At 45.0% G+C, this 12,145-nt stretch carries 7 protein-coding genes, 1 tRNA gene and 1 pseudogene; 1 reads left to right on the top strand and 8 read right to left on the bottom strand.

What is annotated here, in order from left to right:
- Window positions 1-609: 609 nt before the first annotated feature.
- The 6 genes and pseudogenes from ACYQ4S_RS08755 to ACYQ4S_RS08730 form a co-directional block, all read right to left on the bottom strand.
- Window positions 610-1,788 (bottom strand): M20 family metallopeptidase, encoded by a 1,179-nt coding sequence (locus ACYQ4S_RS08755; RefSeq protein ID WP_346023582.1) that lies wholly within the window; start codon window positions 1,786-1,788, stop codon window positions 610-612.
- A 65-nt stretch (window positions 1,789-1,853) separates the two neighbouring features.
- Window positions 1,854-2,246: a Rid family detoxifying hydrolase gene (locus ACYQ4S_RS08750; protein WP_346023580.1), complete on the bottom strand. Its 393-nt coding sequence runs from the start codon at window positions 2,244-2,246 to the stop codon at window positions 1,854-1,856.
- A 48-nt stretch (window positions 2,247-2,294) separates the two neighbouring features.
- Window positions 2,295-5,360 (bottom strand): AAA family ATPase, encoded by a 3,066-nt coding sequence (locus tag ACYQ4S_RS08745; protein ID WP_459770633.1) that lies wholly within the window; start codon window positions 5,358-5,360, stop codon window positions 2,295-2,297.
- Window positions 5,361-6,494 carry an exonuclease SbcCD subunit D gene (locus ACYQ4S_RS08740; protein ID WP_459770631.1) on the bottom strand — a complete coding sequence of 378 codons (1,134 nt, stop codon included), beginning with the start codon at window positions 6,492-6,494 and terminating at the stop codon, window positions 5,361-5,363. It abuts the gene before it with no gap.
- 216 nt (window positions 6,495-6,710) lie between these two features.
- Window positions 6,711-6,794: transfer RNA gene (locus ACYQ4S_RS08735), tRNA-Leu, on the bottom strand.
- A 523-nt stretch (window positions 6,795-7,317) separates the two neighbouring features.
- Window positions 7,318-8,337: pseudogene (locus ACYQ4S_RS08730) on the bottom strand (Gfo/Idh/MocA family oxidoreductase).
- A 192-nt stretch (window positions 8,338-8,529) separates the two neighbouring features.
- Between ACYQ4S_RS08730 and ACYQ4S_RS08725 the strand changes: the two are divergent.
- Window positions 8,530-9,384: a MurR/RpiR family transcriptional regulator gene (locus tag ACYQ4S_RS08725; protein ID WP_346023576.1), complete on the top strand. Its 855-nt coding sequence runs from the start codon at window positions 8,530-8,532 to the stop codon at window positions 9,382-9,384.
- A 1,062-nt stretch (window positions 9,385-10,446) separates the two neighbouring features.
- On the opposite strand, the gene ACYQ4S_RS08720 is transcribed toward ACYQ4S_RS08725, so the two are convergent.
- Both ACYQ4S_RS08720 and ACYQ4S_RS08715 read right to left on the bottom strand, forming a co-directional pair.
- Entirely contained in the window at window positions 10,447-11,154 is a 708-nt protein-coding gene (locus ACYQ4S_RS08720; RefSeq protein WP_346023575.1) for an LrgB family protein, read from the bottom strand.
- 1 nt (window position 11,155) lies between these two features.
- Complete coding sequence (locus ACYQ4S_RS08715) at window positions 11,156-11,545, bottom strand: CidA/LrgA family protein (protein ID WP_459770629.1); 390 nt, start codon at window positions 11,543-11,545, stop codon at window positions 11,156-11,158.
- Window positions 11,546-12,145: the final 600 nt, after the last annotated feature.

The raw sequence follows: 12,145 nt of genomic DNA, 5'->3' as shown, positions 1-12,145 counted from the left end.
GGGACTGCCTTTTGAGCCTACCCATATCCGATTCCTCTGTCTGCATGAAACCTGTGCAGACAAGAATGGAGTTCGTAGGAAGCCCCCACTTCAAAATCCGGAGGATTTAAGTGGTGGGTAGTTCACACGTCGAAAAGCAGCAGAATAAGTTGGATCATCCACGCTTATTCGTCATGCCTTTTAGACTGGAATGAGATCGCATTATGATTCGGCACAAATTCTGGACTTCTGTACGTCGCTTTATCAAGTCTTTTATTTACATGTGTCTAAGCGCCTCTCATTCTGTCTGAAAACCAGAGTGGGAGGTTTTTTGCATGCGTCATTGATCGATAACAAGGCAGATTTAAAATCAGAAAAGCTTCACGTGCAGTTCAGCCTCGAAAAGAAAATAGGAAATTCGCCCCGAATGAGCATGATGAGCAATGGGTGAATTTATCTTTTTCTCGAGAGGCTGGCACGTTAAGCTAGACAATAACTTAAATTTATACTTTCCTACACAAACAAAAAAAGACCGACCAATGTCTCGACTTTTATCATCATCCCATATTCAGTTTTGATTTCTGAACATGGGATGTAGGGGCAGTCTTAAGCATTGGTCGGTCCTGCAATTTAGTCTACGTTTGCTTCAAATTCATCCTTCACGCGCTGCAGCATGTCAGAGTCTGTAATGAGTGCCAGAGCGGTATGTGTCAGTCCCGCAATGGTCTTTTCCATTCCCTGATACGCTTCTTCAGTCAGCGTGCAGTCTCGAAATTCGGTCGTGTGTGCTGAAACGGATTTGCCATTAGTGATTTCAAAATATGGATTGATCGCAGGAACAACCTGACTGACATTCCCCATATCCATTGACCCCATAGAATCCCGTTCTTCAGTAATCATTTGAATGCCTAGGTCTGCCATCTTTTCATTGTACAAGGAAGACAGCGTCTCATTTGTGATCATATTTTTGTAGGCTGCTTCATAGTGACCCCATTCCATTCGGCAGTCCGCAGCTAGTGCCCCGGCTTCTGCACAGCGAATGACTTTTTCACGCAGTTCATTCAAGTAAGGCATATCCATTGCTCTAACGTAAAACTCGGCTCTCGTGTAGTCCGGAATCACGTTCGCTGCCTCTCCGCCTTCTTTGATGACACCATGAACGCGTGCGCTCGGGTGAATCTGCTGGCGGAGTGAACTGACATTATTGAAGAAGTTGATGCAGGCATCAAGGGCATTTTTTCCCTCGAAAGGTGAGGCAGCTGCATGAGCGGTCTGTCCATAGAATCTGAACTCAATGGCTTCCATGGCCATGGACGTGCCACTGGCCTGATAACTGTCAGATGGGTGAGTACAGAATGCAACATCTACATCGTCAAAGGTTCCCGCATCTGCCATGGTCACTTTATCTCCGTTCGTTTCCTCTGCCGGGGTCCCCAGGACAACCACTGTCCCACCTACCTCATCAACCAGTTTGGACAAGACTAGTCCCGCCCCAGTATCGGTCGCCCCGAGCAGATTATGCCCACAACCATGTCCGATACCAGGAAGGGCATCATATTCAGACAAGTAGGCAAGGGTTGGTCCTTCTTTTTCTCCTTTATAAATCGCTCTGAAGGCTGTACCGATTCCCAGATAAGGGTATTCAACATCAAACCCATGTTCTTCAAGCAGTTCCACATGGGCCTTTGATGACAGAAACTCTTCGTGACCCAGTTCAGGATTAGCATAGATATACTCGCTCAGCTCCTGAAGTTCCGGTCTCAACTCTTTAATGATTGAATCAATTTTTTCATTGTATTGCTCACTCATCGGTTTCATCCTCTACTGTTCGTCTTTTTCAGACTAATATACTTAATATCTCTAGTAATCACAAATCAACTTTTTCCTGCAATAACGTCGATTTCAACTAATGCGCCAGCTGGAAGGGCTGCTACTTCATAAGCAACGCGTGCTGGGAAAGGCTCTTTGAAAAATTCTGCGTATACCTCGTTCATGTCCTGGAAGTTGGAAATATCGCTTAGAAGAACAGTGACTTTCAGGACATCAGAAAGCGTCAGGTTTTCTTCTGCCAGGATATACTCAATGTTTTTCAATGATTGTCTTGTCTGTTCCTTGGCTGTTTCAGCTGTGATTTTTCCTGCTTCCGCATCGATCGGCAGCTGACCCGAAACGTACACGGTATTTCCGAATACGACCGCCTGTGAGTATGGTCCGATTGCTGCTGGTGCCTTTTTAGAGTTTAAAATGTGTTTGTCTAATGTTGTCATGAGTAAGTCTCCTTTTAGTTGGTTTAATATGATAGATCTAAACTTTTACTATACTGTCTGGACACTGACCTGGCTTCCGGCAGTCGTCCGTTCGACAATAATATGAGAAGGGATTCGGGTTTTCAGTTCATCCACGTGAGAAATGATTCCCACTAGTCTGCCGCGTTCCTGCAAATCGAGCAATGTTTCGATGGCTTTGTCCAGAGAATCGGAATCCAGCGTCCCGAATCCTTCATCAATAAAGAGGGTGTCGACACTGACCCCGCCGCTCTGACTTTGGATCACGTCGCTGAGTCCCAGAGCCAGTGCAAGAGAGGCTTTAAACGATTCCCCACCGGAAAGCGTGTTGACCCCTCTCACTTTGCCTGTTTCGTAGTCGAACACGTCCATATCCAGCCCTTTGGGTTTATTTCCTTTGGCCGCATCCATCTTTCTCTGCAGCTCATAGCGGTTATTGGTCATTTCGCTAAAGCGTTCGTTGGCAGCGATCAGAATTTCGTCGAAGTAAATCCCGAGGACATACCGTTCGAATGAGATCCGGTCCGTTTCATTACTTGTACCGCCTGCCATCATGGCCAGCTCACTATAGATCCGGTAGTCTTTTTCCAGTTCATCGCTCTTGCCCTGATGAATGGTAATCGTTTCGACCGCCCGCTGATTCTGATTTACTGTTTTGACCAGGTCATCTCGGCTTTCTTCCAGCTCCGGCAACCTTTCAATAATTGACTTGCACTGATCACGGTATGCCTCAACCGGCAGAAGCTTGTCTTCCTTATCTAGATGCGCCTGGACTTCTTTCATTTGAACAGTCAGGCTGTGTCTAGCTTTCTCATAATCATTGATCGCTCGCTGCATCTTGTCAGCTGTCTCGTGTTCCAGAACGAGGGACTCGAAGCTATCGTCCAGCTTACTTTCTTGAAGTCTATGTTCAAAGTGGGCCCTTGCTTCTGAATGTTTGTCAGTCAGCTTATTGATGCTTTCCTCGGTCAGTTTGATTGCCTGCTTATTAGCCGACTGTTTACTGCTTAAGTCCTGGACAAGGGACTGATTATCTGAAGCCGCCTGCTCAGTTTTTCTGATCAGCGCTTCTTTTTCTGCTATAGCCTCTTTGACTTGTTTCTCGGAGTCATAGGACACAGATGCTTTCAGTTCGCTGCATAACTCACTCAGCTCACCAATCCGCCTAGTCATATGCTGTTCGTCTGACGTCAGCTGAACGCGTACTTCTGACAGATCACGTTCTTCTTTTTGAAGAGCCTCCAGTTTTTCAGTCAGCTTGCCTTCTGCTTCCACCCGCTTTTGTTTCTGCTTAAGGTCTTGTTCCAGCTTATTCAGTTCGTCTGTCAGTTCACGACAGCTTTTCTTCGTCTGTCCAAACGCTTCATCCGCGTCCGTATGTTCAATGCCCAGTTCCTTGCACCGCCTACCGACGGCTTCAGAGAGCTGCTGCAGATGAACACCGATCCGATTATAGTGGGCTTCGGCTTCAGCTTTAACTTTCTCCAGACGGTCGACGTCGTCTTTGGATACTGAATCAACTGCTGCGTGAGCTTTTCGAGGATGATCCGTCCCACCGCAGACCGGACAAGGTTCGTTCTCTTCAAGATCTCCTGCCAGGACTACGGCAATATTGCTGTAATACGCTGACTTGGCTTCATCCAGACTTTCTGTTGCTTGCTTGAGGTCCTTGTTGGCTTTTGAAAAGACCTGCTTAACTTCAGCACCTTCTTTTCTCAAATCGCACAGTTCCTTCAGTTTTTCGAGTCTCTGCATGGCTTCTGATTTTTTATCTTTCAGCTTGCCGATTCGATCATAACTATCTGGAAAACTGCTTTTGATGTGTTGAAGTTCCTTCAGCTCATTTTGCTGCGACTGGACAGCCTGCTTGACTGCTTCCATTTTTTCTTTAATCGAAGCCTGTCTTAAGCGGTTTTCCTTCAGCTGTTTTTCTGCCTGACTGATTGCTTCTTCTGTCTTCTCCACTTCGGTCATGCGTTCCAGCTCTTTTTTCAGTGTCTGAATCGCTTCTCTGACACGATCCAGCTTACCCAGTTCGTCTTGAATCAGGTCCTTCTGTTTTTCCGCTTCAGCAAGAGAATCGGTCAAACTCTTCTGCTTTTCAGACAAGTCGTTCCGCTTTGTCTGTTCGTCTTTTAACTCCTGGGCCAGATCCTGTTCTCTCTTTTTAGCCTCTACAAGTTTTTGTGCTTCATCGTTTTTAGCTAGCTGTTCCTTGTAATCCGCCACTACTTTTTCAGTCGCATCCAGCTCGATTTTTTCTTTATCAAGAGCTGTCTTCTTCTCAAGGTATTCAATCAGTCGCTCAGTAGCTGTCTTCTCTTCCTGAAGGCTTCCGATTGTCTCTTTAAGTTCAGTGAGGTGTTTCGAATCTGCATCAATCAATTTAGCTGTCTCTTCCAGAACAGCTGGAATGTCGAACTGGTCAATGGCTTTTTCAAGAGTCTGATTTTCTTTGGTTTCGATCGACTGAAAAGCCAGACTGACTGCCTGAGCATAGCCGTCCCGTTCTTGTTTCAGCTCTTTAGCCTGTTCTTTGAGTTTCTCCTGAAAGGCTTCGAACTGATCCGTCTGGAAAATATTACGGAAAATCTTTTCCTTGTCCGCACTGTTCGAGTCAAGCATACGCCGGAAATCCCCTTGCGGCAGCATGACGATTTGTCTGAACTGGTCATGAGTCAGCCCCAGAAGCGCCTCGATTTCTTTGTTGGCTTCATTGATTTTAGTGGTGACCTGATCTCCATTGTGAAACGCCACGCTTGCTGCGATCTGCTTAGTTTTTGTCCGCGTTCCTGGTCCTATCTGATTCGGCTCCCGTCTGACGGAATACCGCTTCTGTCCCAGTTCAAACTCCAGCTCTACGTAACAGAGATCTGTATCTTTCGCATGATCGGATTTATATGTATCTTTTTCACGGCCATCTTTTGACGGCTTGTCAAACAGGGCATAGGCAATCGCATCGAAAATCGTCGTTTTCCCTGCCCCCGTCGGTCCGCTGACCAGAAAGAGAGCAGACTGATTGAACGCCGTAAAATCAATCTCGACTTCGCCTTTGTAGGGTCCAAAGGCGCTCATTTTGAGTTTTAATGGACGCATCTACTCTCCACCTCTCTGAACGTCTTCCCAGACGCCATTAACTACTTGTCTTCGCTCGTCATCCAGCGGTTCGTCCTTGAAATTCTCGTAAAAATCACTGAAGAGTTCCAGGACATCCTTCTTGTCGGCCAGCTGATGGGTACGTGTCGTTTCTTTGGACTGCCTGTCTTTTTTGGATAAATATTCAAGCCCCATCGCATAAGGGTAGCGTCGTCTCAGCTGATGCATCGCATCCATGACATAGCCTTTATCTTCCAGCTCGAAGAAAATGTAATCTTCTGACTCATCCTGCATCAACTCGTCAAAGAAGCCTCTGATCACACGCAAGTCCCGTTTAGGATTGGTCAAAATCGTCTGAACATCGATCGTGTCTTTCTCCAGATCGACCAGCAGGTGCTGTTTCTTATGTCTGGCTTCTGATTTAGAATACTTCACAGGTGAGCCACTGTACCGTACCCGGTCTGATTTGACCTTCTGAGCTTTATGCAAATGGCCAAGTGCAACGTAGTCGAAGGCATCGAACAAATTGACATCAACATATTCTGCTGTCCCAATGCTTAACGGACGTTCGGAATCGGAATCTTCCACCGACTCTTTTCCCCCGTTCACTACATATCCGTGGGCAATTAGAATATTCAGCTCATCCGGGTTCATCTTCTCTTTAATCGATTCGATCTGAACGCGTGTCGCATCCTGAAGATCCTTGATCTCATCATTACCCAGCAGTTTTCGAACGGCGACATGATCCGCAAACGGCAGGAGGTAGAAATTGGCCCCCTTGACTGTGACTTTACGGATGTCTGTTTTGAGTGTGCCTTCGATAAAGAGCTCACTGGTCGAAAGCAGTTCCGCACCGTATTCCAGCCGTTCATTGCTGTCATGATTCCCCGCAATAGCCAGGACCGGTATCCCCGCTTCGCGAATCAGGCGGGTGAAAATCTCCGTAGCCAGAATGACCGCTTCTTTAGGGGGAATCGCCCGGTCATACAAGTCACCCGCCATGATCAGGACATCGACATCCAGTTCCTTGACCTCATCGACCAGTCGGTGCAGAACATCAGCCTGTTCTTCAAGCATCGAAAACTCATTGACGATTTTTCCAATGTGCCAGTCCGCAGTATGTAAAATTCTCATGCCTTACCTCTCCTTCTTTCCGTACGTTTCACGTCTTATCTTTGACTTGTATTTTATCAGAAAACTGGCACAGACTAAATAGGACAGTCCGGCAGTCCGTTCTAAATATGTCTGCTGACAATGGATTTCCAATAAAATTGAAACAAAAAAAAGCGCGCACCTTCTATCCTTGAGGGTACCCGTCAGTCTTTCTGAAAATCCAGTCGTATCAAATTATGGCCAGGAAGGGAGTTGAACCCTCACGAGCGTTACGCTCACCAGATTCTGAGTCTGGCGTGTCTACCATTCCACCACCTAGCCGGAACATTCATTAGTATAGCACATCCCTCAGATTCTGTTAATACTTTTTTCATGCCGCGAATAAACTTTCTAACCCGGCTGAGCCCTATCACGGCGTTTTCCTTTAAGAGCTGATTCGGGGAAGGTTTATTTACAGCTGTATGTTATTTATGTTTTTTTGGATGGATAAGAGAAGGAAAAGAACTTCGGTTGATGAACAAGCTGACACATTGGATGGCAGATAAAAGTTATCAGACAAATTCCGACTTCATAGTCGCTGTGTATAATGGCCCGCTCACTCTTCCAACAGCCCAACGTAATGAAGTTTGGAGGAAGAGTGACCGGGAAATATTCATTGGAGGATTTGTCTTCTATACAAAAAACAGCTGGTTGTATTATTGCTTCTCATTTGTATAGGACTTGGTATCAATTATTTTCTCGAGCCTTCTTCTCCACTGCCCACTCTTTATTTCTTATTTTTTATCCTTGCTGGTTCGTACTTTCTGTAACAGAATCATAAGAACTGAGAAAACTTCCTTTCAGACTATTTTTTCATCTGTCTGATACCTTCTTCAAGAATCTCAATCTGACGAATGGTTTCATAATCTTTAACCAGCTACTCTTTTCCATTTACAAGTGTTTCGTAGAGCGCTTCGTAGAAATAGCTGTAGCTCCCTTTTTCCGAGACGACTTTTTCCTCATGATACTGGCCATCTCCAGACATATAATATAGCGTGCCGTAATGTTCCGGCAGATCCAGGCCAAAATCCTCGTTTGTCGGCATATAAAACAGCTTCAGATGTTCTTCCTGACGGTCTTTTGATTCCTTGATGAATGTTCCTTTTGTGCCATAGACCACGAAACTTGGGCGTTCTTTCAGACGGAAGTAGCTCGACTTGACGGATACTTTAAGGTTGTCGTCATAAAAGAAATCCAGGTCGAAATAATCGTTCATTCGTCCTTCTCCCAGAAGCTGACGGACATCATATTGAATATCCTGAGGATTTCCAAAGTAAGACAGAACCTGATCGACGGTATGGCAGGCATGGGTATACAGGAAACTTTCCATGGGATCGAAGTGGTCAGTCTGCTCAGGCACTTCAGGACGGAAATAATCGAAATGCATCTCCACTTCCAGAACATCTCCAATTTTTCCGCTTTCGATTACTTTCTGGACAGTCAGAAAATCCGAGTCGAAACGGCGGTTCTGATAGCATTGGATAAACAAGCCATTCTCTTCTGCCAGAGCAAACAGCTCCTTAGCCTGGTCAGATGTTTCGGTAAAAGGTTTCTCGACCAGTACGTTCTTCCCGTTTTCCAGCCCCTCTTTAGCCAGAGGGTAATGGGTATGCGGCGGAGTCGACAGAACCACTAGGTCGATATCCGGATCATTCCAGATCTCTTCACTCTCCTTAACGTAAGTCACCCCTTCGACAGCGTCCCAGTCAGGCCTATCCCCTCTCGAGAGAATTTTCTTTATCTTAATCGTGTCGACCAGACTTGAAAAAGGGATATGATAGCGGTTCGCACTCTTCCCGTTTCCGATGTAGGCAATAGTTAACATATGCTTCCTCCTAATGTGTTGTCATCTCACTTACTATTTAATCACGTTGGCTTCCTTCTGTAAATTGACTTAGTTAAATGGGCAGTTTTTTCAGAAAAGTCTGTTAGAATTGGTTGTTTACTGAAATAAATTACCCAAAAACTGGTTAGATTGCTGTCTTTTATGTACACTTAGTTTTAGGAGGTGGATCGCATGTCATTATTAACAGATCTGAAACACGACGAACAGTTCAATGCATCGGAAAAAGCAGTCGCTCGGTACATAATTACCAACAAGGAGGATGTTTTGAATTTATCGATCCAGGCTCTTTCGGAACTGACTTATACCTCACCTTCAACTGTGGTCAGACTCTGCCGGAAAATCGGTCTGAGAGGCTTCAAGGATTTCAAAATCAAGTGGTCTGCTGAGCTGCAGAAGGAATACAATGCCATATCGAATGTGGACCCTGATTTTCCTTTTACCGATGACGATTCATACGGAGAGATTCAGAAGAAAATCCTCGAGCTGTTCACTGACTCTCTTAATCAGACGAGTCAGCTACTCTCACCTGATAAACTTGAACAGGCTGTGGAACTTCTGCTTCAAGCTGATAAAATCGGGGTATTTGCTTACGGCGATACCTATCTGCCTGCCTTGAATTTCCAGAATAAGCTGATGAAAATCAACCGTTCTGTTCACATGGCCGCTTTGCCTGGAGAAAACCGCCACCTCGCAACAAATTTCAAGCAAGGTGACTGCGCCATCGTGATTTCCTATAGTGGAGAAAGTAAGAATAACTATTACATCACCCAACTGCTCAAGCAGAACGGAGCGACGATTATTGTGATAACGGGTAGTCCGTCTTCACATATCGCATCACTCGGGGACTTGATTCTTCCAGTGGCTGAAAGCGAAAGCCAGTCAGTCAAGCTCTCGACTTTCTCGTCACAGACAGCGATTGATTATGTGCTGAACACCTTGTACGGCTGTCTGTTCGTGTCAAATTACGACAAGAACCAGTCCAAGCGCATCTCATCCGAGACCCTGTTTCTGGATGAGCGGTTTTAATTTTGCTGTAATTTACTAATTGATTCTTATCAGGAGCATATCTAGATCACTTGAACGGATCACAACTGCTCAGGAACGAATGGTCGTGAAGACGAGAAAAAGTGACCACTTGAAAGAGTCGGAATAAATCAAAAGCAGTTGAGCGGATAATTAAATCTAGCGCTCAACTGCTCTTTTTCAATGATGAAGCTTCCGACAGTCGTCGGAAGCCGCCGAATGACCGGTTACTGACTAACCCTTTTGCTCCGCCGCGTAGTAAGATATCACTCAGTTAGCGGATCAAACGGAAAGTTGATTTGTCTTGAATATCTCTTGACCACCAACTGAGTTGGACGCTCACGGAGTCTTTCCGACCACTCGGCTGTCCTTCAACACCTGAGTTGGACGCTCACGGAATCTTTCTGACCACTCGGCTGTCCTTCGACACCTAAGTTGGGCGCTCACAGAGTCTTTCCGACCACTCGACTGTCCTTCGACAACTGAGTTGGGCGCTCTCGGAGTCTTTCTGCCCACTCGGCTGTCCCTCAACACCTGAGTTGGACGCTCACAGGATCTTTCGGCCCACTCGACTGTCCCTCGACACCTGAGTTGGACGCTCACGGAGTCTTTCTGACCACTCGACTGTCCTTCAACAACTGAGTTGGGCGCTCACGGAATCTTTCTGACCACTCGACTGTTCTTCAACACCTGAGTTGGACGCTCCCGGAATCTTTCTGACCACTCGACTGTTCTTCAACACCTGAGTTGGACGCTCACGGAATCTTTCTGACCACTCGACTATCCTTCAACACCTGAGTTGGGCGCTCACGGAATCTTTCCGACCACTCGACTGTCCTTAAACACCTGAGTTGGACGCTCACGGAGTCTTTCCGACCACTCGACTGTCCTTCGACAACTGAGTTGGGCGCTCACGGAATCTTTCTGACCACTCGACTGTCCCTCAACACCTGAGTTGGACGCTCACGGAATCTTTCATCCCACTCATTTATTTCAATCTTCTCGAGCTAGTACTAGTATTGCGTGACTTCTGATTATCCATGCTGCCTTTGTACTCTTCAAAGACTAAAACAAAACGCCCACAAATCCCATAACGAATGGGGCCAAAATAACCACGACGATACCAGTCAAGACGATGGACAGTCCAGACATAGCGGCCTGCACATCGCCTAATTCGATAGCTTTAGCCGTACCCATCGCATGCGAGCCTGATCCCAGAGCTACTCCTTGAGCAACCGGGTCGTTTATCTTCAATAAGGCGAAGATCGGAGGGCCGACAACCGTTCCGAGCACTCCTGTGAATACGACGATGGCTACTGTTAACGAAACGATGCCGCCAAGTGATTCAGACACACCCAATGCAATCGGCGTTGTGATTGATTTCGGAAACAGGGTCGCCACCAGTTCTTGATTGAACTGAAACAGGATACTGACAATAACCAAGATAGCCGTGTGAAACAATACACCAAGAGCGATTCCGGATAAAATTGCTGTGTAGTAGGTCTTCAAATAGATAAAGTTCTTTTCTAGCTTAATAGCCAATGCGACGGTAGCCGGTGTGATCCACAAATTAATGAATTGACCGCCTTCATTGTATTGCTCATAAGGAATTCCAGTCACAAGCAAGAGAATAATGATGCAGGTGATGGAAAAAATCAGCGGATTAAATAATGGGTTTCCAGGCCATCTTCTATGAAATATCGTCCCTAGAAGGAAAAAGAAAAAGGTCAGAAATAATCCAAAAAACGGGTTGGTCGATAAAATATCCATCATATCAAATCAGCTCCTTATTGAATCCGGCTTGCTGTTCAGTTTTCTCATCTTTTCTCCGCTTAAGCCACTGAACGACTAGTGCTACAAATGCAATCATCAGCGTTGTCGTGATAAAAATTGTTACCAGGAGCTGCCACCAGATGTCCCCTAGTATACCGAAATTCGTCATCAGTCCAACTCCTGCAGGCACGAAAAAAATCGCCATATTGTCAGTCACCCAGTTGCCGACTTCTTCAACTTGTTTCAACTTGATCCATTTGAAATGAAGCGCAATAAATAACAGGACCATTCCAATCACGCTTCCAGGAATAGCCACTGGGCTAACTAACGACAAAAATTCTCCTATAAATGAAAATAAAAAAATCCAGAAAAGCTGTTTTAATTGCTTCATCTTTATTCCTCCTCGTTCAACTCATGGTTTATTCTAAAGCAAAAAAGTAAGTTTGAAAAGAAATGAAAGCGTGATCGTTCAATATTTAACATGAAATATTAATTATCAGTTAAATGATAGAATCGGTTGCATTGAAACTTATCCAGTCAAGCCATGTCAATAATTTGGGCTTTCCTACAAAAATACATACTGACAACAGGTAACTTAATCGGTCTAATTCAATTACCAGTTTAGTCCAAACAGCATAGTAACGATTATTGAATAGATTGAAGCCCAAATAACTAGAACTCCCGTGACAATAGATATGATACTAGTCGTTTTACTAACGTGTCTCGTTTTTATTCCACTGTAGATTAATACAATCCCAGATAAGAAAAATCACTAGTGTTGCATTAAAAATTTAACTGTTTCATGATATAAAAAAGTCCTTTATAATGGGGTTGGATGACTTATCCAAGACCAAAACAAAGGACTACAACATGGATAAGTATAAAACAAAAATGACCATAAATAAATGGTTTTCCTACATTTCTTTAGAAACATTAAGTGAATCGTCTCGACAGACTATCAGTCAGTTTAATCGCTATTCAAAAAAGTTAA

The organism is Alkalibacterium sp. s-m-28, assembly GCF_054658175.1.
The sequence above is the reverse complement of the archived record's forward strand: the minus strand, read 5'-3'. Positions and strand labels throughout refer to the sequence as shown.

What these genes read in the sequence shown, in the direction of transcription:
- ACYQ4S_RS08720 (WP_346023575.1), bottom strand. Translation starts at nt 11,154, where the DNA reads ATGATGGATATTTTATCGACCAACCCGTTTTTTGGATTATTTCTGACC.
- ACYQ4S_RS08755 (WP_346023582.1), bottom strand. Translation starts at nt 1,788, where the DNA reads ATGAGTGAGCAATACAATGAAAAAATTGATTCAATCATTAAAGAGTTG.
- ACYQ4S_RS08715 (WP_459770629.1), bottom strand. Translation starts at nt 11,545, where the DNA reads ATGAAGCAATTAAAACAGCTTTTCTGGATTTTTTTATTTTCATTTATA.
- ACYQ4S_RS08740 (WP_459770631.1), bottom strand. Translation starts at nt 6,494, where the DNA reads ATGAGAATTTTACATACTGCGGACTGGCACATTGGAAAAATCGTCAAT.
- ACYQ4S_RS08750 (WP_346023580.1), bottom strand. Translation starts at nt 2,246, where the DNA reads ATGACAACATTAGACAAACACATTTTAAACTCTAAAAAGGCACCAGCA.
- ACYQ4S_RS08745 (WP_459770633.1), bottom strand. Translation starts at nt 5,360, where the DNA reads ATGCGTCCATTAAAACTCAAAATGAGCGCCTTTGGACCCTACAAAGGC.
- ACYQ4S_RS08725 (WP_346023576.1), top strand. Translation starts at nt 8,530, where the DNA reads ATGTCATTATTAACAGATCTGAAACACGACGAACAGTTCAATGCATCG.